At 65.3% G+C, this 25,783-nt stretch carries 19 protein-coding genes, 2 tRNA genes and 1 pseudogene; 5 read left to right on the forward strand and 17 right to left on the reverse strand.

Going from position 1 to position 25,783, the window contains the following annotated elements:
• Nucleotides 1–9: 9 nt before the first annotated feature.
• The 6 genes and pseudogenes from MC375_RS15390 to MC375_RS15415 all read right to left on the reverse strand — a co-directional run.
• Nucleotides 10–1,335: a type IV secretion system protein gene (locus MC375_RS15390; RefSeq protein WP_242104312.1), complete on the reverse strand. Its 1,326-nt coding sequence runs from the start codon at nucleotides 1,333–1,335 to the stop codon at nucleotides 10–12.
• A 106-nt stretch (nucleotides 1,336–1,441) separates the two neighbouring features.
• Nucleotides 1,442–2,302 carry a hypothetical protein gene (locus tag MC375_RS15395; RefSeq protein WP_242104313.1) on the reverse strand — a complete coding sequence of 287 codons (861 nt, stop codon included), beginning with the start codon at nucleotides 2,300–2,302 and terminating at the stop codon, nucleotides 1,442–1,444.
• Nucleotides 2,299–4,755, reverse strand: coding sequence for a VirB4 family type IV secretion/conjugal transfer ATPase (locus tag MC375_RS15400; RefSeq protein WP_242104314.1), 2,457 nt, complete (start codon nucleotides 4,753–4,755; stop codon nucleotides 2,299–2,301). Before MC375_RS15400 ends, MC375_RS15395 begins: the two co-directional genes overlap by 4 nt.
• A 25-nt stretch (nucleotides 4,756–4,780) precedes the next feature.
• On the reverse strand, nucleotides 4,781–5,098 hold the full coding sequence (locus MC375_RS15405) for a VirB3 family type IV secretion system protein (protein WP_242104315.1): 318 nt from the start codon (nucleotides 5,096–5,098) through the stop codon (nucleotides 4,781–4,783).
• A gap of 16 nt (nucleotides 5,099–5,114) precedes the next feature.
• Entirely contained in the window at nucleotides 5,115–5,507 is a 393-nt protein-coding gene (locus MC375_RS15410; RefSeq protein WP_277929526.1) for a TrbC/VirB2 family protein, read from the reverse strand.
• 483 nt (nucleotides 5,508–5,990) lie between these two features.
• Nucleotides 5,991–6,401, reverse strand: a pseudogene (locus MC375_RS15415) (lytic transglycosylase domain-containing protein); the annotation flags it as partial.
• Nucleotides 6,402–6,714: 313 nt separating this feature from the next.
• Between MC375_RS15415 and MC375_RS15420 the strand changes: the two are divergent.
• Both MC375_RS15420 and MC375_RS15425 read left to right on the forward strand, forming a co-directional pair.
• Nucleotides 6,715–8,349, forward strand: a complete 1,635-nt coding sequence (locus MC375_RS15420; protein ID WP_242104628.1) for a type IV secretory system conjugative DNA transfer family protein — start codon at nucleotides 6,715–6,717, stop codon at nucleotides 8,347–8,349.
• Between the two features lie 143 nt (nucleotides 8,350–8,492).
• Entirely contained in the window at nucleotides 8,493–8,921 is a 429-nt protein-coding gene (locus MC375_RS15425) for a CBS domain-containing protein (protein ID WP_242104316.1), read from the forward strand.
• Between the two features lie 66 nt (nucleotides 8,922–8,987).
• Here MC375_RS15425 and MC375_RS15430 read toward each other — a convergent pair.
• The 9 genes from MC375_RS15430 to MC375_RS15470 form a co-directional block, all read right to left on the reverse strand.
• A tRNA-Arg gene (locus MC375_RS15430) sits at nucleotides 8,988–9,064 on the reverse strand.
• Nucleotides 9,065–9,245: 181 nt separating this feature from the next.
• Nucleotides 9,246–9,338, reverse strand: a tRNA-Ser gene (locus MC375_RS15435).
• Nucleotides 9,339–9,382: 44 nt separating this feature from the next.
• Entirely contained in the window at nucleotides 9,383–9,610 is a 228-nt protein-coding gene (gene csrA, locus MC375_RS15440) for a carbon storage regulator CsrA (RefSeq protein ID WP_242104317.1), read from the reverse strand.
• A gap of 153 nt (nucleotides 9,611–9,763) precedes the next feature.
• Nucleotides 9,764–12,400: an alanine--tRNA ligase gene (gene alaS / locus MC375_RS15445; protein ID WP_242104318.1), complete on the reverse strand. Its 2,637-nt coding sequence runs from the start codon at nucleotides 12,398–12,400 to the stop codon at nucleotides 9,764–9,766.
• A gap of 247 nt (nucleotides 12,401–12,647) precedes the next feature.
• Complete coding sequence (recX, locus tag MC375_RS15450; protein WP_242104319.1) at nucleotides 12,648–13,205, reverse strand: recombination regulator RecX; 558 nt, start codon at nucleotides 13,203–13,205, stop codon at nucleotides 12,648–12,650.
• Between the two features lie 85 nt (nucleotides 13,206–13,290).
• Nucleotides 13,291–14,316 (reverse strand): recombinase RecA, encoded by a 1,026-nt coding sequence (recA, locus tag MC375_RS15455; protein ID WP_242104320.1) that lies wholly within the window; start codon nucleotides 14,314–14,316, stop codon nucleotides 13,291–13,293.
• A 249-nt stretch (nucleotides 14,317–14,565) separates the two neighbouring features.
• A complete protein-coding gene (gene lexA / locus MC375_RS15460; RefSeq protein WP_242104321.1) occupies nucleotides 14,566–15,216 on the reverse strand; it encodes a transcriptional repressor LexA in 651 nt (216 codons plus the stop codon).
• 66 nt (nucleotides 15,217–15,282) lie between these two features.
• Nucleotides 15,283–15,774: a CinA family protein gene (locus MC375_RS15465; RefSeq protein WP_242104322.1), complete on the reverse strand. Its 492-nt coding sequence runs from the start codon at nucleotides 15,772–15,774 to the stop codon at nucleotides 15,283–15,285.
• Nucleotides 15,775–15,954: 180 nt separating this feature from the next.
• Nucleotides 15,955–18,585, reverse strand: a complete 2,631-nt coding sequence (locus tag MC375_RS15470) for a TonB-dependent receptor (RefSeq protein WP_242104323.1) — start codon at nucleotides 18,583–18,585, stop codon at nucleotides 15,955–15,957.
• Nucleotides 18,586–18,807: 222 nt separating this feature from the next.
• Between MC375_RS15470 and mutS the strand changes: the two genes are divergently transcribed.
• The 3 genes from mutS to katG all read left to right on the forward strand — a co-directional run bounded on the left by mutS (nucleotide 18,808) and on the right by katG (nucleotide 24,654).
• On the forward strand, nucleotides 18,808–21,426 hold the full coding sequence (gene mutS / locus MC375_RS15475) for a DNA mismatch repair protein MutS (protein ID WP_242104324.1): 2,619 nt from the start codon (nucleotides 18,808–18,810) through the stop codon (nucleotides 21,424–21,426).
• A gap of 56 nt (nucleotides 21,427–21,482) precedes the next feature.
• Nucleotides 21,483–22,160: a DUF937 domain-containing protein gene (locus tag MC375_RS15480; protein ID WP_242104325.1), complete on the forward strand. Its 678-nt coding sequence runs from the start codon at nucleotides 21,483–21,485 to the stop codon at nucleotides 22,158–22,160.
• 238 nt (nucleotides 22,161–22,398) lie between these two features.
• Nucleotides 22,399–24,654: a catalase/peroxidase HPI gene (gene katG / locus MC375_RS15485; protein WP_242104326.1), complete on the forward strand. Its 2,256-nt coding sequence runs from the start codon at nucleotides 22,399–22,401 to the stop codon at nucleotides 24,652–24,654.
• Nucleotides 24,655–24,726: 72 nt separating this feature from the next.
• On the opposite strand, the gene MC375_RS15490 is transcribed toward katG, so the two are convergent.
• Nucleotides 24,727–25,137 carry an RNA-binding S4 domain-containing protein gene (locus tag MC375_RS15490; protein ID WP_242104327.1) on the reverse strand — a complete coding sequence of 137 codons (411 nt, stop codon included), beginning with the start codon at nucleotides 25,135–25,137 and terminating at the stop codon, nucleotides 24,727–24,729.
• A 185-nt stretch (nucleotides 25,138–25,322) separates the two neighbouring features.
• Nucleotides 25,323–25,730 (reverse strand): 50S ribosomal protein L19, encoded by a 408-nt coding sequence (gene rplS, locus MC375_RS15495; protein WP_242104328.1) that lies wholly within the window; start codon nucleotides 25,728–25,730, stop codon nucleotides 25,323–25,325.
• Between the last annotated feature and the right edge of the window lie 53 nt (nucleotides 25,731–25,783).

Here is a 25,783-nt window from a genome sequence, read left to right on the forward strand (position 1 = left end):
CAGACCTCTTCAACTCTCCCGACCCGTCGTCGGATTCGGATTCCGCGGCGGCGGTGGCGGTTGTGTTGTAGGCCCGGCCGGCTGAGCCGGTGGTGAACTGGCCACTTGACTTGGTTGCGACCGGCTGGCCGCGCCCAATGTGCCGGGCGTATACGTCTGCCCCTGAACAGGTGCACCCGCTGTCCCGCTGGCCGAGTGGATAGGCGTTGCGTGGCTGCTATACACGCTCCTTCCACCTTCCACCTGTCCAGCTTGAATACCCGTGTCGCTACGCACCGGCATCGTCGGCTGATACCCCCCACCATATCCGCTGCCCGGCCCGCCACCCGAATACGCCCCCATCTGCGGCTGGCCGCCCGGCACCAAATGCGCACCCATCGTCGCGTACGCCGAGAACTGGCCCATCACCCCATTGAAGAACAACGCCGCCATGGGTGGCGCCGAGACAATCAGCGCGGTCAGGATCAGCCCCATCCCGCCCTGCTGCATCGCCTGGCTGCTCATGCCCTCGTTGACGTTCACCCCCAGCAGGAATTGGCCCGCCGCCGCGCTGGTCCACATTGCGATCGCCACCCGGGTGACCATGTCCAGCGCCAGGCTCACCACAAAGCTCAGCATCGCCATGCTGAACATCGTGCCGATGCCATAGAACAACCACTTCTGGAACAGCCCCTTCGTGAAATCGAACAGCAGGCACAGGATGAAGATCGGCCCCAGGCCGATGAACAGCGCCATCGCGATCTGGTACAGCAGCAGCATCGCACCGGCCACCACCGCAGGCCCACCGGTGCCCATGGTCACGTAGAACTGGACCCGCTCCTTCTCCGCGACCAGCGCAGGATCGCCCTGCAGGTCCAGCGCATCGAACGTGCTCATCGCCACCTGCAGCCAGCCCAGCGATTCGTCGATCTTTTCCTCCGGCGAGCCGGAATTGCCCGTCACCAGCTCGTTGATCCCGTCCTTCATGTCCTGGGTCAGGTACGTATGGATCTCGCTGCCCACCGTCCCGAACGCCACCGCACACGACACGATGAACGCCGCCTTGGCCATGTTCGCCACCAGACCCATCAGCGACTCGCGCATCTGGCCGGTGATCACCTTGTAGCCCTGGAAGAAGATCCATAGCGTCAGCACGATCAGAGCCAGGAAGCCGACGAAGCCCATCACCCGGCCCATGACGTCGAAGCCGAAATCCTCGATCCGGCTGCTCAGGAACCGGAACACGGCCCGGAAGAAGATGAAATCGCCCAGCCCGCCGATATCCACTACCTTGGGCTGCAACCAGTCCATGAGGCCGTTACCCAGTCCGCCGAGCGTCGTCGCGATGTCCCGCACGATTGCCATTACCCATTTCCCTGCGCAAATATGGGGTCGCCCCCGTCTCGCACCGCGCCGCGTTCCCTGTGGCGCAGCATCCCCTGCTCCGGCCCGATGCTAGCGTTCAGTCCACTTCCAAGGCGCCGACCAGGATCGCCGTCTTGCCGATTTGGCCCAGGACCTGGTTGGTCTTCGACCCCTTCATTGCGGTCTGCGCCAGCAGCTTCTGGTTCTCGCGCATGGTGGCGATGTAAGAATCGATGGCGGTCATCGTGCTCTGCCAGTTCTTGTAGCGCGCTTCCTGGGCATATAACGCTTCGTTGGCGCTCTGGCTGGCCTTGGCGTTGTTGCCAAGATTCGTGGCCGAACGGTTCATCTGCTGCAACTTGTTGAACTCGCTTTGGGTGGCGCTGTAGCTGTCGCGCAGGAACCTCACCGTCTCGTTGTACTTGGTGTTCTGCATCATCTGGATGTTGGCGCAGACCTCCTTCTGCTGCTGGTAAATGTCGCCCTTGCCATCGACACTGAACATCGAGCTCATCATCGAGGTCGGGCTGAACCCGCCGCAGCGCTCGGGCACGTTATAGTTCTGCGGCACCTCGTCCATCTGCGGCCCCGGCTGGATGCCCAGGGTCAGGAACATGTTCTGGATATTGGCGATCTGGTTCTGCATGTCCCGCGCCTGTTGCTGCCAGGAAGCGACTTCCTTGCCGTAGTGGGCGATCTTCGCCGCGTACTCTGGAATCTGGGTCATCCAGTTGGAGCAGTTTGCGCAGAAGAATGCGACTGCCTGCGCTGGTCGCGGCATCATCACGGCCCCCGCGCCAACCATGCCGATCGCCACGGTCATTGCGAACGACAAGCCACCCGCCCTGACGGTCTTTTTCTTGCTGGACAAGTTCGTGTTCATCTTCGACTCCTTGAGCAAACCTGCGTGCGTGACTGATGCATGGTGGAGGGGTGAGTGGGATGGGCGGCGCGTCATGTCCCCATCCTCTGTCGCGAGTCAGATGCCGCTTTTCCCTTGCCCGAACCCTTACGGTTGTCGTAGAAGTCCTGCAGCCACTGGTCGGGGGTGAGATCGTCCGGCGAGACCTGGTGGAAACGCGCCTTGCGCTCCAGGATCTGGTGCAGGATTTCGATGTTGTCGGTACTGGCTGAGATCACCGCAAGCGCATCGTCCATGCCGCGCAGGTTGAGCTGGCACACGGTAGATCCATGGCCTTGTTTGACCAGGAAGCAGCGCGAGCGCTCGTCTAGGCCCTTGATGACCTGGAACTCGGCGTCAGTGAGCTTGAGGCCGTCGATGTAGTCTTCGCGGCTGGCATTGGGATTGGGCAGCAGGATCATGGTCGCGGTCTGCTCGATCAGAGCCGCGGAGATGTCGCTCTTGAGCGCATCCTCCGGACTCTGGGTGGCGAAGACGCCCAACCCGTTCTGCTTGCGGATGGTCTTCTGCTTGTTCTTGGCGAATTCCTTCAGGCCGCCTTCGCCGTCCAGGATCTTCCAGAATTCGTCCATCACGTAAATCAGGCGGCGGCCGTCGATCAGCTCTTCCAACCGGTGCAGCAGGTAGTTGATTACCGGCACACGCACTTCGGGATTGTCGATGATGTCGGTGTAGTCGAACCCGATGATGTTGGCCTTGTGCAGGTCGATGCTGTCCTTCGGGTTGTCGAATACCCAACCATGCGAATTGCCCGCCGTCCACTTGCGCATGCGCGCGTAGAGGCCGTCGTCACCCATGTTGGGCAGGCTCTTCTGGAAGTTGGTCATGCTGCGCAGGTGCATCGGCGTGTCGAGCATGTTCTCGACCGCGCGGAAGATGTCCTCCTCCTCGCGCGCCGTGTATTCGCGCTTGCCCGCGAGCACCTTGACCAGGTCTGCGAGGAACTGGACGTTGGCCTCGGTGCGCTCGCACTGGAACGGGTTGAAGCCGGTCGGCTGGCCGTTCTCAAGCGCCAGGTAGTTGCCGCCGCAGGCTCGCACGAAGATCTCGGCACCGCGGTCCTTGTCGAAGAAAAAGACCGTGGGCGGCGGGTCGAGCTTCTGCACCTGGCTGAGCAGGAAGTTGATCAGCGCCGTCTTGCCGGTACCGGACTTGCCGATGACCATCGTATTGGCGATGGCCTTCTCGCCCAGCGAATTCTCGGCGGGGTGGGTGGCATGGAAATTAAAATAGTAGGGCTGACCGTTTGTCGCCTGCAACGTCGTGACGCAGGGGCCCCAAGGATTGTTGTCTTTCTTGCCGGCACTGAAGTTGTGCAGCGGCGACAGGCCCAGGAAATTCAGCGAACTCATGCTCGCCAGCCGCGTGCGGTACTTCCAGTTACCTGGCAGCTGCGAATAGAACGACGCGGTGATCGCCCAGTCCTCCTTTGAGGACACGAAGCCGGCGTTGGACAGCTCGGCGCGGGTGATGGCCAGCTGCTGCTGCAGCTTCTCCTGTCCGTCGGCATAGACGGCGATGATGAAATGGTATTCGCCCAGCACGAAGTTGCCCGAGGCAAGCTGGTCCATGGCGTAGTCGAGCTCCACGATCTGGCTGACCGCCTTGTCGCCTGACGAGATCATCATGCCCTTGGTGCGATCGAGCACCTTGAGCGCGTCCTGGCGACCCATGGGGCTGAAGGAATGAGTGATGACGTACTCGAAATCGAGATACTTCAGGCCGTTGAGGATGCCCGGATAGGTACCCTCGGCATATTCCTTCAGGTTGAGGATCGCGCCGTAATGGTTGCCGCCATTGGGCGTACTGACCACGAAGTCGCCGCTCTTCACGGAGAACATGTGGCGGCTCACCGGCAGATACTCCGGCACCGGCGCCTTGAGCACCGGCACCGGCTCATCCACGCGGTTGAGCAGATAGCCAAAGAACTCGAGCGTCTCCGAGAACACCACACCGTTGGCCGCTTCGTACATGCCAAGGCGGTATGGAGCGTAGTCCTTGAGCACGGCCTCGACGTTGCCTGCCAGCTCGAGCACCTTGCCGACGGCCTGCTCCTCCATCGCCTTGAGGCGCGCGGTGTCGCTGACCTTCTCCGTGAAGCGCTTGCCGCCGACGATCGGGCGATAGAGCATCGTCAGATATAGCTCATTGACCATGATCTTCTGCGACGACAGGCTGCCGTAGTACGCATCGGACAAGTGCTGGTTGAAGGCCTGGGCGAAATGGTCGCTGGAGCTGATCCTGCGCCGGCGCCGCACGTCGTGCACCCAGAAGGCCACGTTCACGTAGTCCGGCGCACGCAGGGTCTGCAGCATGCGGTTGAACGTGTTGTGGCGATGCTCGATCTCCCACTCGTCGCGCCCCACGAATGGCAACCCGCCCAGGTACCAGGTCAACAGGTAGTCGCCCCCGGTCGTTTTCACGACCGAGGGGGCGACGTGGGACGAGAGCGGAACGAAGCTGCTGATGGGACTGTCGCGGTTGAACATGCGGTCTCGGTATTGGAATGCCGGTTTATTTCTTCTTTGGCGCGGGTTGGTCACGATGGGGATTCGGATTGAACACCCACATCCCTTCGTGCTCGCGCTTGTTGCGGACCTGCGGCGCGAGCTGCAGACGCAACCCGAGCAGGCGGAAGATCATCTCGTCGCGCCGGGCCATCTGCCGCATCACGAGGATCACCGGTGGCAGCAACAGCAACCAGAGCAATCGCCCGGGCGCGTACAGGGCGAGCATGATCACCCCGCCCGCCCCGATGAAGAACGGGACGTACGGCACGCCCAGGAACATGGGCGGGCGGGTGCAGCCGCGGAAGACGATGTTCTTATGCATTGCCCTGGACGTGCGCTTACGCCACGTACGGCAGCAACTGCTGGATCGCGGAGATATCGCCGCAACCTTCCGAACCTTCGCGGGAACCAATGATCCAGTTGGCCAGTTGGCCAGCCGCACCGATCAGCAGGGCCCCGATCATGATCGGCGCGACATCAGAAATGCGCTTGTGTGCAAACGCGATCTGGTAGCCGGCGAAGATGATGCCGATGGTGACCACGGCAATCGACGCGATGTTGAGCAGACCGGTGATATTGCTGAGGAATCCGCAGGTTTTGGTCTGGAATTCGGACTGGGCCATGGCGATCTCGGGCATGGCGATCGTCGACACGAAGACGACGGCCATGAATAGCGCCGAGAGCGTGTTGCGGGCATCGCTGGCCTGGGGGACGAATTTCGCGGGCTTCATGGTGATCTCCTTTTCGTGAGGGGTGGTTGGGGCGGATGCGGCTTTCGTTAGGTGTGTCGTGACTCAGAAGACGAAGGCGCTGTCGCCGCCGCTCGGCGAAACAGCTGTTGGCTGGGGGGCGACTGGGGCGTCGGGGGCGGCGCCGTCGTTTGCACGCCGCGCCATAACGACAACGGCGCCCGAACCCGCGCTTGCCATGGGAAAGGCAGCGGTCGCCGGAATCGGAACCTGGGCCTGCGTCGCCTGCATGGACGCGGGTGTCGAAGTCGGGGCGGCACCCTGTCCTTGCGGGATGACCGCAGGCTGGCCCCGAGTCGTTGGCGCGGATCGGTAATCGGCGCCCCGGCGTTCCACCAGCGACCCGGTGGTGGCGCCGGCTGCGGTTTGCTGCTCGACCGGGCGTCCCGTACGCCTCACGACGCGGTCAACGACAGCGATCGGGGCCACGCCGGCAAAGGTCGCATCCATGCGACGCTCCCGCTGCATCGACGCATACACCTTCTGCACATAACCGTGCCGGTACCCGGTCTTGAAATCGCCCGAGTAGTAGCAGCTGAAGGATTTGCCCCAGTCGCGCGAGCGCTGGTAGCACTCGGCCAAGATGCGCGAGCCGGCCTGCAGGTTGGCGCAAGGCTGGAAGGCCTTCTCGTAGGAATCCAGGCCGTACTTGGCCAGGTTGTAGCGGTTGACCTGGGCCAGGCCGAGGGAGAAGTTGTAGCCGCGCTGCTCGAGCATGCGCGCGGTGGAGAGCGCCTCGGGCAGGTTGCGCGGCTGGCGCACGAGGCGGCCGCCGACGACACCGATGGCGTACGGGTTATATGAGGATTCGACACGCACCACGTGGTGCATGACTTCCCTGGGCACGGCCAGGTTGGGGCAGCTCATCAGCTCCATGCCGGGTAACACGTCCGTGTTCCTCCTTGATCCCCTGCTGCCGCGGATCGCCGATCCTTGGCTCCTTGATGAATAGTCCACGGCCGCATCGGCGCTGTCAACAAGTCCATTCGTACAGGTATGGCCACGCGGCCTGGGCGATCAGGGGGTAGTTCGTGCGACTTGCCGCCGCCTGTCGCGCCCTGACATGATCGCCCCGGCCCCGCGTCTGCTGCGGGGCCGCGACATGGACAGACCCCACCTGCAGGACGCCACGGTGAGCAATACATTCCCCCTGAAACTCGGTGCGCTTCTGGTCACCCTGGCGCTCGCCATGGCGGGCGGGTTGTACCTGTCCGGCGTGCTGGTGCCGCTGCTGCTGAAGGTGCAGGCACCCACGCCCTGGTACGAAACCTGGTGGAGCTACTTCCGAGTCCTGGACCTGCCGCAGGTCAAACCGCACGCTGGCAAGATCAAGTTCGCGACCGTCGTCGGCTTCGGGCTGCCGCTGCTCGTCTGGCTGCCGCTATCCGTGCTGATCCTCAAACCGCGGCATAAGTCCCTGCACGGCGACGCGCGCTTCGCGACCGCCGGCGACCTGGCGAAGAAGGACATGTTCAAGCCGTCCGCCGACGGCGTCGTGGTCGGGAAGATGGGCGGCAAGTTGATCCGGCTGCCAGGGCAGCAGTTCGTGATCCTGGCGGCGCCCACGCGCTCTGGCAAGGGCGTGGGGATCGTGATTCCGAACCTGCTCGAGTACCAGGAATCGATGGTGGTGCTGGACATCAAGCAGGAAAATTTCGAGTTGACCAGCGGCTGGCGCGCCAGCCAGGGCCAGGAGATCTACCTGTTCAACCCGTTCGCCGAGGACCGGCGCACGCATCGCTGGAATCCGCTGACCTACGTCTCGCGTGACCCGGCTTTCCGTGTCTCGGACCTGTCGAGCATCGCCGCCATGCTCTATCCCGACGGCGCGGACGATCAGAAGTTCTGGGTCAGCCAGGCGCGCAATGCCTTCCTAGCCTTCGCGTTGTACCTGTTCGAGAACTGGGATGAGGAGCAGGCGCTGGGCTTCCCGTTCTCGCGGTATCCGACCCTAGGCGCGATCTATCGGCTTTCGTCGGGCGACGGCAGCGACCTGAAGAAGTTCCTACAAGGACTGGCCTCGCGCAAGTTCCTCGGGCCGAATGCGAAGACCGCCTTCGCCAACATGCTCTCACAGGCGGACGAGACCTTCGCCTCGATCATGGGCACGTTCAAGGAACCGCTCAACTCCTGGATCAACCCGGTGCTGGACGCGGCCACCTCCAACGACGATTTCCTGCTGACCGACGTGCGCAGGAAGCGGATGACCATCTACATCGGCATCCAGCCCAACAAGCTGGCCGAGGCGCGGCTGATCGTGAATCTGTTCTTCAGCCAGCTGATCAACCAGAACACGCGCGAGCTGCCGCAGAACAATGACGAGCTCCGGCACCAGTGCCTGCTGCTCATGGATGAGTTCACATCGATCGGCAAGGTGGAGATCATCTCCACTGCCATCGCTTACATGGCCGGCTACAACATCCGCCTGCTGCCGATCATCCAGTCGATGGCGCAGCTGGATGCGGTGTACGGCAAGGACGTCTCGCGCACCATGATCACCAATCACGCGCTGCAGATCGTCTACGCCCCACGGGAGCAGCAGGACGCCAACGACTATTCGGAAATGCTCGGCTACACGACCATCCGCAAGCGCAACCGCAGCCGTTCCTATGGCCAGCACGGCAACTACACCCTGAGCGAGAACGAGGAGCGGCGCGCGCTGATGCTGCCCCAGGAACTCAAGGCGATGGGATTCGATACCGAGGTGTTCTTCTACGAAGGAATCCCGCATCCGGTGAAGTGCGAGAAGATCAAATACTTCAAGGACCGGCACTTCACTGAACGGCTGCTGCCGAAGGCCACGGTACCGCTGCTGGAGTTCTAGGACGTCGCAGCAGGTCATTTCCGTGACGCCGGCCCACCGCGACGCGCCTTGCGCTGCTGTGGCATTCACCTGGATGCCACTGCGGCCGCGCGAGAATCGTTCCCACCACCCGATCGCGGTGGTTGCCCGATGGAGGTAGCGAAATGACACGCATAAGCGAAGTGATGACGCCCGACCCCGCCACGTGCAGGGTCGAAACGCCCGTGCAAGAAGTGGCGCGCATGATGATCGACAACGACTGCGGACAGATCCCGGTGTGCAACGATCAGGGCATGCCGGTCGGGGTAATCACCGACCGCGACATCGCGGTACGGATCGTCGCAAGGGGCGGCGACGGCATGGTCAGGGCCAGCGATGCAATGTCTTCGCCGACCAGGACGGTACGCACCGACAGCGACCTGAAAGAAGCGGTCAGCCTGATGGAGCAGGCGCAGGTACGCAGGGTGCCGGTGGTCGACCCATCCGGACGGCTCGCGGGCATCGTCTCGCTCGCGGACATCGCGCTGGCGGGCAAGAAGAAGGACACCGCCGAGATCGTGCGCGAAGTCTCGGAGCCCAGGTACCCGCACTAGCCTCAACATCACGCAGAAAAAAGCAAAGGCCGGCGGAAAACCGTCGGCCTTTGGTACTGCAGGATCTGGCGCGCCCGGAAGGATTCGAACCTCCGACCCCCAAGTTCGTAGCCTGGTGCTCTATCCAGCTGAGCTACGGGCGCATGATGCAGAAGCGGAATTGTGCCCAATTGGCGGCGTGACCGTCAATTCGTGGCGTCTCGGACACTGGCGGAGACTGAGGGGCGAACGGTGGACCGCTTGCAAGCCACAGGCTTGCGGCCCATCTGCGCCCTCGCGCGCCCGGCGCGAGGGCCGGGAATCACGAAGTCGTAGCCAGTTAACTGGCGGAGACTGAGGGATTCGAACCCTCGATGGAGCTTTTGACCCCATACTCCCTTAGCAGGGGAGCCCCTTCGGCCTCTCGGGCAAGTCTCCGTGCGTTGCGTCCGAGGACGCGCGCGGCGCCGAAGGATACCGGTTCAACCCGACTGCGGCAAACCTTCCAGATTGTCGCGCTCTTGGGGTTCGGAGCGGCGATCCCCCTCTTCGCCGTGGATGCGCTGGTAAATCTCCTCGCGATGCACGGCAACATCCTTAGGCGCAGTGATGCCGATGCGCACCTGGTTGCCCTTGACCCCGAGCACGGTCACGGTGACCGAATCTCCGATCATCAGCGTTTCGCCTACGCGGCGGGTCAAGATGAGCATTGAGTGACTTCTCCAGAGGACGGCAGCGGCCGTCTACATGCTTAAACGCACATTTTAAACGAATTTGCGCAAAAACCGATTGCGTCCCCGGCGGCTGTTCTCACGGTAGTCAGCCCCGACGGCGCCTGCATCAGCACAAAGTCATGCAGGACGTTAACCATTCAGCCTTGTCTGCACCCAACAACGTACTCCCTCAAGCGCATCGGCCAGCGCCGGCGAGTCCTCGCCGCCGCCCTGCGCCATGTCGGGTCGACCGCCGCCCTTGCCCCCGATCCGGGCCGCGACGTCGGCAAGCAGCTCGCCCGCACTGATCCTGCCGCCGGCAGCGCCGCTGACGCCGGCGACCAGCGCCGCCCTCCCGCCCTGGACTCCGGCCAGCACGATCACCGCGTCGCCCAGCTGCTGCCGCAGCCGGTCGACCGCCTCACGCAGAGCCTTCACATCGAAGCCTTCCAGGCGGGCGGCCAGGATCTTGATGCCGTCCAGGTCGACCGCCTGCGCGGCCAGGTCCGCGGTGGCTCCGGAGGCCGCCCTGGCCTTGAACGTCTCGAGTTCCCGCTCGAGCTTCTTCTGGCGGTCGATCAGCGCACGCAGCTTGTCGGCAACATCACCCGGGGCACCACCCAGCAGGGCGGCTGCCTCGTCCAGCCTGCGTTCCTCCTGTTCGACGTAATCCAGCGCGCCCTGCCCGGTCAGCGCCTCGATTCGGCGCACACCGGCCGATACGCCACCTTCCGAGACGATCTTGAACAGGCCGATATCGCCGGTGCGACGGACGTGGGTGCCGCCGCACAGCTCGGTGGAGGTGGGCCCGAAGCGCAACACGCGCACGTTCTCGCCGTATTTCTCGCCGAACAGCGCCAGGGCGCCGAAATCGAGCGCTTCCTGCATCGCCATGTGGCGGACCTCGCCCTCGTGGTTGGCCCGCACCTCGGCGTTGACCCGTCGCTCGATTTCGGCCAGCTCGACATCGGTCACCGGCTGGAAGTGCGAGAAATCGAAGCGCAGCCGGTCGGGTGCCACCAGCGAGCCCTTCTGTTGCACGTGGGTACCGAGCACGGTGCGCAGGGCGGCATGCAGCAGGTGGGTGGCGCTGTGGTTGAGGACGGTCGCGGCGCGACGGGGTGCGTCGACCGAACCCACCAGGCGGTCGCCCCTGCGCAGGCTTCCATTCACAAGGCGGCCGACATGGCCATGGAACTGCCCGGCCAGCTTGATCGTGTCCTCGACAATGAAACGCACACCCTTCTCGTCCAGCTCGCCGGTATCGCCGACCTGACCACCAGATTCGGCATAGAACGGCGTGCGGTCGAGCAGGACGATCGCGCTGTCGCCGGCGTCGACGGCCTCGACGGGGCGTCCGTCCTTCAGCAGCGCGACGACCTCCAGCCCGCCGGCATCGAGCGCCTCATAGCCGAGGAACTCCGTCGGGGTGAGCTGCGCGACCAGGTCGGCAGGCAGCTGGGTGCCGCCGCCGAACTTGCCCGCGGCGCGAGCGGTTTCCTTCTGGCGTGCCATCGCCGCGTCGAATCCGGCCATGTCGACGGACATCCCGCGCTCGCGGGCCATGTCGGCGGTCAGATCGACCGGGAAGCCGTAGGTGTCGTAGAGGCGGAACGCGTCCGCGCCGGGGATGATGTCGGCATTGCGCGCAGCGACTTCGTTGAAGATGCGCATGCCTGAGTCGAGCGTTTCGGCGAAGCGCTCTTCCTCGGCCTTCAGCGCGCGCTCGGCGGTGGCGCGGTGCTCACGCAGGGTCGGGTAAGCCTCGCCCATCAACGTATCGAGCGTGGCGACCAGATTGTGGAAGAACGGCTCGCGCACGCCAAGCATCCAGCCATGCCGCAGCGCGCGGCGGATGATCCTGCGCAGCACGTAGCCGCGGCCTTCGTTGCCCGGCAGCACGCCGTCGACGATCAGGAAGGCGCACGCGCGAATGTGATCGGCGATGACCCGCAGCGACTTGTTCTCGAGGTCGCTGGTATTGGTGAGCTCGGCGGCGCGCCGGATCAGCGCCTGGAACAGGTCGATTTCGTAGTTGCTGTGCACGTGCTGGAGCACCGCCGCCAGGCGTTCCAGGCCCATGCCCGTGTCCACGCACGGCGCCGGTAGCGGCACCAGGGTGCCGTCGGGCTGCTTGTCGAACTGCATGAACACCAGGTTCCATATCTCGATGTAGCGGTCGCCGTCTTCGTCGGGCGACCCGGGCGCGCCGCCGAAATGCGACGGACCGTGGTCGTAGAAGATCTCGGTGCACGGGCCGCAGGGGCCGGTGTCGGCCATCTGCCAGAAGTTGTCGCTCGCGTAGGGCGCACCCTTGTTGTCGCCGATCCGGACGATGCGCTCGGCGGGGATGCCGATCATGTCGTGCCACAGATCGTAGGCCTCGTCGTCAGTGTGGTAGACGGTGACCAGCAACCGGTCCTTCGGCAACTTCCAGACCTCGGTCAGCAGCTCCCACGCCCAGGCGATGGCGTCCTTCTTGAAGTAGTCGCCAAACGACCAGTTGCCCAGCATCTCGAAGAAGGTGTGGTGGCGCGCGGTATAGCCGACCGAGTCCAGGTCGTTGTGCTTGCCGCCCGCGCGCAGGCAGCGCTGCACGTCGGCCGCACGTACGTAGCTGCGCTTCTCCGCACCCAGGAACACGTCCTTGAACTGGACCATGCCGGAATTGGTGAACAGCAGGGTCGGATCGTTGCCGGGTACCAGCGGCGCGGACGGCACGATGGTGTGGCCCTTGCCCTGGAAGAACTCGAGGAAATCCCGGCGGATGTCGGAGGTGGTTTTCATCTGGCGAATGCTGGAGGGTGGGCGCAGTCCGGACGCCGCAAGACCGGCAAGATGCGGCCGCGGAAACGAACGGACAACCCGATCAGGCTAGTTTACAGGCGGGATGGGGCGCGTCGGGGCGCCGATCAAGCGTGTTTGGACCTTGAACAACCCACGCGCGCCAGGGGCGGACGCTTAATGGCTGCCCCGCCGCTGTTCACGCATCGCTCCTTCCCGAGGCATGCCTGCCACAGACCCAGGTCCGGGTTCAATCTTCAGGGTCGCAGCGAAGCGCGGTACGAATATGGTCGGCAGCAAAACCGCGGCGGACGAGCATGTCGGCCGCTTTGCGCTGGCGGGCGCGGTCGGTGGCGATCCCCTGGCCGAAACGGCGGCGGACCAGGTCCTGGGCATTGGTGGCCCAATCCCCGTCGAAGCTGTCCATGGCGGCAGCCACCGCTTCCCGATCCAGGCCATGGGTTCCCAGTTCGGCGCGGATCCGGATCGGACCGTAACCAGCATTGGCACGGCTGCGAACCAGGGATTGGGCGAAGCGGGCGTCGTCCTGCCAGCCGGCGTCGCAAAGCTTTTCGATCGCCGCGGCCGCCTCTGCCCGCTCTACGCCCCGATCGGTGAGCTTGCGGGTCAGCTCCTTGCGCGAATGCTCGCGACGGGTGAGCAGGCCCAGCGCACGCTGCAGGGGCGAGGGTTCGGGTCGCCGTCGCTTGCGCCGTTCGGGACCAGTGACGCCGCACACGACCGGTGCGGTTTCGGCTAAGCCTTGGTTTGATTCGAGCAAGTCGATCGAGTCATCGGATTTCCCCATGAGGTGCCCTTCTCCGGCGCCTGCACGAGGAGCGGGCCGGGATGCCTGCTGACGATCAGTCATCCCGGCCCGCCGTTGCAACCGGTCAGGCTTCATCGACCTCGGCGCGCGAGATTTCCTCCGGCACGAACTGCTCACGCAGCTGGGCTTCGAGTTTCTGCGCGACCTGCGGATTCTCCTTGAGGTACTGGCGGGCATTTTCCTTGCCCTGGCCAATACGCTCGCCGCCGCAGCTGTACCAGGCGCCCGACTTCTCCACCAGCTTGGCGTCCACGCCCATCTCGATCAGTTCGCCCTCGCGACTGATGCCCTCGCCGTACAGGATCTCGGTGAGCACCTGCTTGAACGGGGGCGCCATCTTGTTCTTGACCACCTTGATCTTGGTCTGGTTGCCGATGATCTCGTCGCCCTTCTTGATCGCGCCGATGCGGCGGATGTCCAGGCGGATCGAGGCGTAGAACTTGAGCGCGTTGCCGCCGGTGGTGGTCTCCGGGCTCTGGCCCGGCATCATGATCCCGATCTTGTGGCGCAGCTGGTTGATGAAGATCACCATGCAGTTGCTGCGCTTGATATTGCCGGTGAGCTTGCGCAGCGCCTGGCTCATCAGGCGTGCCTGCAGGCCGGGGAGCTGATCGCCCATCTCGCCCTCGATTTCGGCCTTGGGCGTGAGTGCGGCGACCGAGTCGATCACCACCATGTCTACGGCGTTGGAACGCACGAGCATGTCGGCGATCTCCAGCGCCTGCTCGCCGGTGTCCGGCTGCGAGAGGAGCAGCTCGTCGACATTGACGCCCAGCTTGCCCGCATAGATCGGATCCAGCGCGTGCTCGGCATCGATGAAGGCGGCGGTGCCACCGAGTTTCTGGCATTCGGCGATGGTCTGCAGGGTCAGTGTGGTCTTGCCCGAGGATTCGGGCCCGTAGATTTCGACCACCCGGCCCTTGGGCAAGCCGCCGATCCCCAGTGCGATGTCCAGCATCAGCGATCCGGTGCCGATCACTTCCGCCACCTCCACGGCACGGTCGCCCATGCGCATCACCGAGCCCTTGCCGAACTGCTTCTCGATCTGGGTCAGGGCCGCGGAAAGGGCACGCTTCTTGTTTTCGTCCATCGTGGTCGTCCTTCAGGTTCGTATGGGAAATCCGGAATGCGGTCAGGCTAGGCCCGGGTCATCGCAGGGGCTGCGACGCTGCAGCCTTGTACGAAAAAATATTCACGGGGGACGCTGGGGGGAACTGGGCAACAACGCAAAGGCGGGTAGGAAAACCCTGAAAAAAATCGCTGGTCGAGCAGGCCCGAGGCAACGCGCCCGGGTTCCCGCCGGTGCGGGGTGCGGATCGGGCTGCGGCGGGCCGCACCATCACCGGTTCGGCCGCACCAGGCCGCAGTAAAGGCCCTCGATCGCGAAATCCTGGCCCGGCTGCACCTCGATCGGGGCGTAATCGGGATTGCGCGGCAGCAGGCGGATGCGGTCCTTGCCGATCTTCAGCAGCTTGACCGTGATTTCCTCGTCGATCCGCGCGACCACGATCTGACCGCTGCGTGCGTCGCGGGTGCGGTGCACGCCGATCAGGTCGCCCTCGAAGATGCCTTCGTCGCGCATCGAGTCGCCCTTGACCTTGAGCAGGTAATCCGGCGACGGCGAGAACAGCACACGGTCGAGCACGAGATAGCTGTCCGGGCCGCTGCTCTCGTCGATGCCCGCGCCAATCGGCAGGCCGGCAGCGACCTGCCCAAGCACCGGAAGGCGCACGGCGTCCTCCATGGAGGCAAGCGGCAGTTCCCGCTGCGGTGCGGTCGGCGTCCGCAGCAGGCGGATGCCCCGCGCCCGACCGGGCATGCGCTCGATGGCCCCGGCGGCCTCCATCGCCTCCAGGTGGTACTGGGCGGCGCGCACCCCCTTGAAGCCGAAGGCACGTGAAATCTCGGCCTGCGAGGGCGGGAAGCCTTCGGCCTCGATCCGCTCGGCGATCATGGCGAGGATGGCCTGCTGGGTATCGGTGAGTTCCATGGTGAGTAGTATTACTACTAACAAACCATCGGCGCAAGCCTCTCGTTCCGCCTGGCTGCCTCAGGGTTACAGAGGTCCGAGACCTTCCAGGGCCGCTGCCACGGTTTGTCGTCGGACGGCTTCGCGGTCACCTTCGAAGTGGAAAACCTCGGCCCGCGGATAGCCGCCGCGGCGCTTCCATGCGATCCAGACGGTTCCGACCGGCTTGTCCGCGGTGCCGCCCCCCGGCCCGGCGATCCCGGTGACGGCCACGGCGACGCTGGCACCCGAATTCACCAGCGCACCCGAAACCATTTCGATCGCCGTCTCGCGACTCACCGCACCATGGGTTTCCAGGGTCTGGGGGCTCACGCCCAGCAAAGCCTGCTTGGCCTCGTAGCTGTAGGCCGCCATCCCGCAGTCGAACCAGTCCGAGGATCCGGCGACGTCCGTCACCGTCTTGGCGATCCAGCCGCCGGTGCAGCTCTCGGCAGTGACCAGGTGATCGCGACTGCCACGCAGACGCTCGCCCAGCGATTGGGCAAGTGCGCGCAGTTGTGCATCGGTGGGGCTCGGCATGCGGCAGGCAGTTCGGCGGAGGAACGTTGAATTGTCGGCTGAAACCCAGCGCCCGTGTTGCATGGCCGCGGCGCCCTTTCACGCAATCTGCTCGCGATCAACCACCGCCGGCTGGAGTCACCGGCCGGCGCATGGATCCTGCTGCCCCGCTTTCCTCGTCCGGAAACTCGAAGCCCGCCCTCAGTGATAGTTGTAGCGGAACGTGATGCCGTACGTGGCCGGCGCGCCGAGGAACGCGTTGTAGGTATTGAGCGGATCCCCGGGCTGCGGCGTGCCGACCGCCTGCAGCGGGCCGTCGAAGGCGACCTGCACGTATTCGGCATCGAAGATGTTCAGGCCCCACAGCTCCACCGCCCAGCGCTTGTCGCGCCGCCCCAGGCCGATCCGGGCATTGACCACGGTGAAGGCGTCCTGCAGTTTTTCGTCGTCAAGGTCCGAACCGGTGTTGTAGTCCGACATGTACTTCGCGCCCAGGTTGAAGCGCGCGACCAGGTCGCTGGCGAAATCCCATTCGTAGGTGATCGAGGCCGAACCCGACCACTTCGGCGCGAAGCTCATCTGCGCGCCCGGCAGTTTGTACAGCTGGCCGGTGGGCTCGACGAAATCCGCCCCGGGGATGTCGTCGCCGTACTGGGTATTGGCATACATCAAGCCCCCCTGCAGCATCAACCCGGGGATGGCGTTGGGCTGCCACAGGATTTCGCTGTCGATGCCGCGCGAGACCACTTCCGGAATCGAGCGCACCACGAAACTCGTGCCGAGGAAGCTGTTGAGCTGGAAGTCGTCGTAGGTCTGGTGGAACAAGGTCGCGTTCAGCAGCAGGTTCCCACCCGCCCAGGTGGTCTTGGCGCCGAGTTCGTAGCTGTCGACGAACTCGCCCGGGAACGACGTGTCGTTCACCGGCAAGATGCCGGCGCCGCCGCTGGACAGGCCGTTGGAAGATTGCACGCGGTCCAGGTTGAAGCCGCCGCCTTTGTAGCCGCGCGCGGCCGACGCGTAGGTCATCACGTTTTCGTTCCAGCGATAGGCCGCCTTGAACGTGCCCGACCACTCCTTCTCCTCGCGTTCCTGCTCGCTGATGCGGCCGTTGTGCAGGGCGTTGGCCCAGGGCAAGCACATGAAGCCGGCCACCTGCGGCGCGATCGCGCCGATCAGTTGGGCCTGGACGTCAGGCGGCAGGAACGCCCAGATGGCGATGCGCTGCGCCAGCGCGCCGCCGACCGTGGCTGCAGGATTGGCCAGCACCGCGCCGCATGAGGCGCTGCCGTTGGGATTGGAGAACACCGAGCGCAGCTCCTTCTCTTCGCGGGTGTAGCGAAGGCCCAGGGTCAGGTCGAGCGCCTCGGTCGCGTGCCAGGTGTTGTTGGTAAAGATCGCCGCGCTCTTCGCGTTCTGGTTGTGCCGGTCAAGGGCACCGAGCCCGGCGAAGCCGGTGCCGAACGGGCGGCCGCTGACCTGCGAGAAGAACGTGGCCGGATTCGCGGTGTCGAACGGCAGGCCCAGCGCGGTCACGCCCTGTGCCACGCGCTGCAGCACCAGGGTCGACAGATAGGGCTCGTAGGCGGCGCCGATGCGGTAGGACTCGTTGCGCTCGATGTCCTCGTCCGAATAGAACGCGCCCACCATCCAGTCGACACGGTCGGTGGAGCCGGTCAGACGGAATTCCTGGCTGAAGCTTTCGAAGCCGCTGAAATTCTCGTCCTCATCGGCGTTGCGATAGAGGATATCAGCGGCGGTGAAGTCGAAGTCGATGCCGTGAATCAGTTCCCAGTCGCGCTGCGCGGTGATCGAAGTCAGCGTGGCACCGCCGAACCACGGCAGTTCCCAGTTGATTTCCGCGGAAACGCCCTTGTCCTTGATGTCCTGCTCGGTGCTGCGGTTGCTGTAGGCCGTGCGTCCGAACGGATCGGCGGGGATGGCGATGGCGTTGCCGCCGCCGAGGATGTTGATCAGTGGCGCCGTGCCGCCACTGACCAGCTGCACGGCAGTGCAACAGTTCTCCTCGCGGCTGGAGAAGTCGCCAGAGAGGAGGATGTCGACGTTTTCGCTGGGTTCCAGCAGCAGCTTGCCGCGTAGGGTGTGGTAGTTCTGGTCGTAGTCCTCTTCCTCGGTGCGTGGGCCGGCGCCGGTGACCACGTCCATCCAACCGTCGCGCTTGCGCTTGGCGGCATAGACGCTGAAGGCGGCGTTCTCGCCCAGCGCGTCGTTGTACGCGCCCGACACGCCGAGGGCGCCGTAATTGCCGACCGTGATTTCGCCATCGAGCTCCTGGTTGTAGCCGGGGCGCTTGGTAATCACGTTGATCACGCCAGCGGAGGTGTTCTTGCCGAAGACGGTGCCCTGCGGACCCTTCAACACCTCGATCCGCTCGACTTCGCCCAGATCGCCGAAGCCCACGCTGTTGCGCGGCCGGTAGACGCCGTCGATCACCACGCCGACCGAGGATTCCAGGCCGACGTTGTCACCGACGGTGCCGATCCCGCGGATCCGCGCAGTGGTGATGCCCTCGTTCTGGGTGCTGGTCACGGTGAACCCGGGCACGAGCACCTGCAGATCCTTGATGTCGCGGATGCCGTTGTCCTGGATCAACTGTTGCGGTATCGACGTGACCGCGATCGGCACGTCCTGCATCTGTTCTTCGCGCTTCTGCGCGGTGACGGTCATGGTGGACAGCGTCGTCGGCTCTTCCGCATCCGGGTCCGTCGCAGTCGCGGGCGCCTGCTGCGCGCTGGCCGCTGTCGGAAGCCCCAGCGAAACGAGAACAGCCAGCACGGCGACGGCGAGCGTTGCACGCGGCGGTTGGATGGTCATGGCGATGTCCCCTTGGATGTGTGCAATGCGGATGACTACACAACGGAGAAAATCCGGTGACGGGGCCGGACCGAAGTCCGCCCGGTCGCATCGGCGACGCATTCCCCGCGGCCGGATCGGTGGGGACGCCCCGGCCATGCACGGCACGCTAGCACAAGCCAGGGCAGCCGGCATGGGCATGGCTTGGGGCACACTATCGGGCCACGCCCGCTCCCTGCGCAGATGTCCGCCGAACACACGCCGTTGATGAAGCAGTTCTTCGCCGCCAAGGCGGAGCATCCGGACATCCTGCTGTTGTTCCGCATGGGCGATTTCTACGAGCTGTTCTACGACGATGCCCGCAAGGCGGCGCGGCTGCTTGACATCACCCTGACCCAGCGCGGGAGCTCCGCCGGACAGCCGATCCCGATGGCCGGCGTGCCGGTGCATGCCTACGAAGGCTATCTGGCAAGACTGGTGGCGCTGGGCGAGTCGGTGGCGATCTGCGAGCAGATCGGCGATCCCGCGCTGGCCAAGGGCTTGGTCGAACGCAAGGTCGTACGCATCGTTACCCCCGGCACCGTGACCGACGAGGCCTTGCTGCCGGAGCGGCGCGACACGCTGCTGCTGGCGCTCGCGCGCGGCGGCGCGTCGCGGGGAGGCGTCGGCTATGGGCTGGCGTGGGCGGATCTGGCCGCGGGTCGCTTCCTGGTCAACGAAGTTGCCAGCGACGATGCGCTTGAGGCCGAACTTGCGCGCCTGCAGCCAGCCGAACTGCTTGTGCCGGACGAGGACGGCTGGCCGGGCTTCGTGCTCGAGCGCGGCGGCCTGCGCCGGCGCGCGCCGTGGCTGTTCGATGCCGATGGCGGACGCCGCCAGCTGCTGCGGTTCTTCGCCCTGCACGATCTTTCCGGGTTCGGTATCGACGAAGGCCTGGCGTGCAAGGGACGCCTGGCCGTCGCCGCCGCGGGCGCCCTGCTCGGCTATGTCGAGGAGACCCAGAAGCAGCGCCTCCCGCATCTGACCACGATCGCCGTGGAAGCCAGCGACGGCGCCATCGCGATGAATGCCGCCACCCGCCGGCACCTGGAACTGGATACGCGCATCGATGGCGATACGAAGACCACCCTGCTTGGCGTGCTCGACACGACGGTGACGCCGATGGGCGGGCGCCTGCTCCGTCGCTGGCTGCATCGGCCGCTGCGCGACCGCCAGGTCGTGCGCGAACGGCACCAGGCCGTGGCGACCCTGATCGAGAGTCGCGCCGACGCCGCAGTGCGCGACGCGTTCCGCGCGCTCGGCGATCTGGAGCGCATCCTCTCCCGCATCGCCCTGCGCAGCGCACGTCCGCGCGACCTGTCCACGCTGCGCGATGGCCTGAACCTGGTGCCGGAAGTGCGCAAGCTGCTGGCGCCGCTGGATTCACCGCGCCTGCAGGCGCTGCACGATGCCCTTGGCGAACATGCGGGACATGCCGCGCGCCTGACCCGTGCGCTTGTCGCGCAGCCACCCGTCCTGGCACGCGATGGGGGCGTCTTCGCGGAGGGTTTCGATGCCGAACTCGACGAACTGCGCCAGCTGTCGAGCAACGCGGATCGATTCCTGGTCGACCTGGAAGCACGGGAGAAAGCCGCCACCGGAATCCCCACGCTCAAGGTGGGTTACAACCGTGTCCACGGCTATTACATCGAGATCAGCAAAGGCCAGAGCGAGCGAGCGCCGGCGCACTACACCCGGCGACAGACCCTGACCGGAGCCGAGCGCTACATCACCGAAGAACTGAAGATCTTCGAGGACAAGGTGCTGTCCTCACGCGAACGCGCACTCGCGCGGGAAAAACTGCTCTACGAAAGCCTGCTCGACACGCTCAACGAGAACCTGGAACCGCTCAAGCATTCCGCGGCGGCATTGAGCGAACTCGATGCCCTCGCCTGTTTCGCCGAACGCGCACAGACGCTCGACTGGAACCAGCCGGTACTGTCCGAGGGTCCGGGGATGCACATCGAAGGCGGGCGCCACCCTGTCGTCGAAGCCGTGCGCGACGAGCCGTTCACTCCCAACGACCTGGTGCTCGACTGCGCGCCGGACCATAGCGGCCTGCGCATGCTGGTGATCACCGGCCCCAACATGGGCGGCAAGAGCACGTACATGCGCCAGAACGCGCTGATCGTGCTGCTCGCGCATATCGGCAGTTTCGTCCCGGCCGCGCGCGCCGAGATCGGACCGATCGACCGCATCCTCACCCGCATCGGCGCCGGCGACGACCTGGCGCGCGGACAATCCACCTTCATGGTGGAAATGGCGGAAACCTCCTACATCCTGCATCACGCCACCGACCAGTCGCTGGTGCTGATGGACGAGATCGGCCGCGGCACATCGACCTACGATGGCCTGGCGCTCGCCGATGCCTGTGCGCGCCACCTGGCAGCGGTGAACCGGAGCTACACCCTGTTCGCCACGCACTACTTCGAATTGACCGCGCTGGCCGAACCGGGCAGCGGCATTGCCAACGTGCACCTGGATGCGGTCGAACACCACGACCCGGTCGCAGGCGAGAGTCTGGTGTTCATACATGCGGTGAAGGACGGGCCGGCCGATCGCAGCTTCGGCCTGCAGGTCGCGGCGCTGGCCGGGCTGCCGAAATCCGTGGTACGCCAGGCGCGCGCTAGGCTCGCCGAACTCGAGGCGCGACGTGATGCGCCCTCCTCCCCGCTTACCGCGCAGGCGCTCGATGCGCCACAGCAGATCGGATTGTTCGCGCCTGCATCCGCCGCGCTCGAGGCCCTGGCAACACTGGATCCGGACGAACTGACGCCGAAGCAGGCGCTCGAAGCCCTGTACCGGATCAAGGCCCTGCAATAACCGGGTACTAACGCGTTCGGCCGTAGCGTGGCTTCCCCTTACCGGACGGACCGGCCATGACCACTTCGATGACTCAGGATCTAGCCTCGCAGCTGCAGGGTGGGCCGGTACAGCAGATCGCGCAGCAGCTGGGCGTGGATCCGGCCACCGCACAGACCGCGGTGACCGCCGCATTGCCGTTGCTGATCGGCGCGCTCGGCCGCAATGCCAGCCAGCCCGGGGGCGCGCAGGCGCTGTTCGGTGCGCTGCAGAACGATCACGCCGGCGCTGGCGGCCTGGGCCAGTTGCTCGGCGCGGTGCTCGGCGGCGACCACAGCCGGCAGACCGATGGCGCCGGCATCCTCGGCCACATCTTCGGCGGCCGCCAGCCACGCGCCGAACAGGCCGTCGGCCGGAGCACCGGCATCGGCCAGGACAAGGCCAATCTGCTGCTGCGCTGGCTCGCCCCGATCGTGCTGGCCTATCTGGCCAAGCGCATGTTCGAGAACCGGCAGGTGTCGGCCGGCGGTGCATCGTTGCCGCAAGGCTCGGCCCACCAGCCACCGGCGCAGGCGCCCTCTCCCGGCGTGCTCGGCGACATCCTCGAGCAGGAGACACGCACGGTCGAACAGCAAGGTGGACCGCTCGGCAGCGTGCTCGGCCAGGTGCTGGACCGCGATGGCGACGGTGACACCGATTTCAGCGACCTGCTGAAGATCGGGGGTTCAATTCTCGGCGGCCCGCGGAGGGTTTGAATCGGCGCGCCTCCCGGCCGCAGACGCGACGTCGGCCGGACAGCCGCAACACTACGGGCTTGCAATAGCAATCACCTATCGGATCTGTCGAATCATTCAATTTTCCTTTGCACCGGGACGGTCGTAGCCTCGTTCCAGCTGAGCACCCGGCACATCCGGCAGCCCGGCTTGTCTTCGACATGCCGCACGCAGGTTCGATCGAACCTGCGTTCCACGACACCACCAAGGGAGAAATGCCATGTCCAACGAGGCCAAGTGTCCGTTCCACCAGACCGCGGGCGGAGGACAGCAGAACATCGACTGGTGGCCGAACCAGCTGCGTGTCGACCTGCTGTCCCAGCATTCGTCCAAGTCCGATCCCATGGGCGCGGATTTCGATTACGCAAAGGAATTCCAGAAGCTCGATTACGCCGCGCTGAAACAGGATCTCGCCGCGCTGATGACCGATTCGCAGGACTGGTGGCCCGCGGACTTCGGCCACTACGGCGGGCTGATGATCCGCATGGCCTGGCATAGCGCCGGGACCTACCGCATCGGCGACGGGCGTGGCGGCGGCGGGCGCGGCCAGCAGCGCTTCGCCCCGCTCAACAGCTGGCCGGACAACGTCAGCCTGGACAAGGCTCGCCGGCTGCTGTGGCCGATCAAGCAGAAGTACGGCCGCAGCATTTCCTGGGCCGACCTGATGATCCTGGCCGGCAACGTCGCGCTGGAAACGATGGGCTTCAAGACCTTCGGTTTCGCCGGCGGGCGGCCGGACACCTGGGAACCCGACGAGGATGTCTACTGGGGTCGGGAAAATACCTGGCTGGGCGGCGACGTGCGCTATGCCCACGGCTCGGAAGGCGTCGAGAAGCCGGGCGACCGCGGCGTGCTGGTCTCCGACGACGATGCCGACGGCGACGTGCATACCCGCAATCTCGAAAACCCGCTCGCCGCAGTGCAGATGGGCCTGATCTACGTCAATCCGGAGGGCCCGGACGGCAACCCGGATCCACTGCTCGCCGCGAAGGACATCCGCGACACCTTCGGGCGCATGGCCATGAACGACGAGGAGACGGTCGCGCTGATCGCCGGCGGGCACAGCTTCGGCAAGACCCATGGGGCCGGTCCGGCGGACAATGTCGGCGAGGAACCGGAAGCCGCCGAGCTGGAAGCGCAGGGGTTCGGCTGGCATAACCGTTTCGGTTCGGGCAAGGGTCCCGACACGATCACCAGCGGTCTCGAGGTCACCTGGACCAAAACTCCGACCAGGTTCAGCAACGACTTCTTCGAGCACTTGTTCGGCTTCGAATGGGAATTGTCGAAGAGTCCGGCCGGCGCGCACCAATGGGTCGCCAAGAACGCACCGGCCCTCATCCCGGACGCGCACGATTCGTCGAAGAAGCGCGTGCCGACGATGCTGACCACCGACCTGTCGCTGCGCTTCGATCCTGTGTACGAAAAGATCTCGCGCCGGTTCCTGGAGAACCCGGACCAGTTCGCCGATGCGTTCGCCCGCGCCTGGTTCAAGCTCACCCACCGCGACATGGGCCCACGCGCCCGCTATCTGGGCCCTGAGGTTCCGGAAGAGGAGCTGATCTGGCAGGACCCGGTGCCGAAGGTCGACCATCCGCTGGTCGATGCGAACGATATCGCTGCGCTCAAGGCGAAGATTCTCGGCTCGGGGCTGTCGGTCGCCGAACTGGTATCCACGGCATGGGCGTCGGCGGCCACCTTCCGCGGCGGTGACAAGCGCGGCGGCGCCAACGGCGCGCGCATCCGCCTCGCCCCGCAAAAGGACTGGGCGGTCAACCAGCCGGCGCAGCTGGGCAAGGTGCTCAAGGCGCTCGAAGGCATCCAGGCCGATTTCAACGGCGCGGCTGCCGGCGGCAAGAAGGTTTCGCTGGCCGACCTGATCGTGCTCGGCGGCGTGGCTGCCGTCGAGAAGGCCGCGAAGGACGCCGGCGTCGAAGTCGCGGTGCCCTTCCATCCGGGCCGGACCGATGCGTCGCAGGAGCAGACCGACGTCGATTCGTTCGCCCCGCTCGAGCCGTTCGCCGACGGGTTCCGCAATTACATCAAGGGCCGTTCCGTGGTACCGGCCGAGCACCTACTGATCGACCGGGCGCAGCTGCTCACGCTCACCGCGCCGGAGATGACGGTCCTGGTCGGCGGCCTGCGCGCCCTCGGCGCCAACCATGGCGGTTCGAAGCACGGCGTGCTGACCGACCGCCCCGGCGTGCTGAGCAATGACTTCTTCGTGAACCTGCTCGACATGGGCACGGAATGGAAGGCGACCTCGGATGCGCGCGACGCATTCGAAGGCCGCGACCGCAAGTCGGGAGCGTCGAAGTGGACAGGCAGCCGCGTGGACTTGGCATTCGGCGCCAACTCCGTGTTGCGTGCGCTGGCCGAGGTCTATGCAAGCGCGGATGCGCAGGAGAAGTTCGTCAGGGACTTCGCCGCGGCCTGGAGCAAGGTGATGGATCTGGACCGGTTCGATCTCGCAGCGTAGCGGCAAGAACGCGGGCGCCGACACGGCGCCTGACGACGGAACGCCGGCGCAAGCCGGCGTTCCTGTTTCCGGCTACAGCGTGTCGATATCGCCGAGCGCGCGGATCAGGCGGCGGGCGCGCTTGTCGGGTTTGGTCTCGGGTGCGCGATAACCTGCGCGCGCGGCTGCGCGGGTCGCACGTTCGGCCTCGCGTCGCTCTCGCGAGGCCTCGCCTTCCTCATAGAGCCCCTGCGCGACCGAAGCCGGTCCGCGCATGCCGGAGAGTGCACGGACGATGATCTCGAACACCTCCTCGCCCCGCCGTATGAACAGGCGATCTCCCACCCGCACCAGGCGCGAGGGCTTGGCGCGTTGGCCGCCGACCTCGACCTTGCCTGATTCAACCGCCAGCTTGGCCAGGCTGCGCGTCCTGAAAAAGCGCGCCGCCCAGAGCCAGACATCGATGCGGGTGCCGGCAGCAGCGTTGTCGGTTGCGGATTCCATGCTGGGGACATTCTAACCAGCGTTGCGGACGGGTCCGGCAGCGTGCAGTCGTGCATGTCGGCCGCAGCGAACCGGTGCGGCGCTTCCGCCAAAGCACGCGCTGCCAGGTCCCGGCCAGTCGAACTCATAAACGCGAACGGCCACCTTGCGGTGGCCGTTCCAGGCATCGCCTGAAGGCGCGGGTCTTACTCGGCGGCTTCGGCTGCAGCAGCGGCGGCAGCCGCAGCATTCTTGGCCTTGGCATTGCCCGCCAGGTCTTCCTTGATGCGCGCCTTCTTGCCTTCCAGCCCGCGCAGGTAGTACAGCTTGCCCGCACGCACGTCGCCGCGGCGCTTGACCTTGACCGATTCGATCGCGGCGCTGTAACTCTGGAACACGCGCTCGACGCCGTAGCCATGCGAGATCTTGCGCACGGTGAAGGCGGAGTTGAGGCCGGCGTTCTTCTTGGCGATGACCACGCCTTCGTAGGCCTGCACGCGCTCGCGGTTGCCTTCCTTGACCTTGACGTTGACGATGACGGTATCGCCCGGACCGAATTCCGGCAGCTGGCGCTGCGCCTGGTCGGCTTCGAATTGCTGGATGAGCTTGTTCATGGGAATCGCCTTGGAGCTGTGCCCGAGCGGGCTGCCTGTTGGACGCTCTGTTC

Source organism: Lysobacter sp. M2-1 (assembly GCF_022662495.1).
Lineage (GTDB): Bacteria > Pseudomonadota > Gammaproteobacteria > Xanthomonadales > Xanthomonadaceae > JAKPBU01.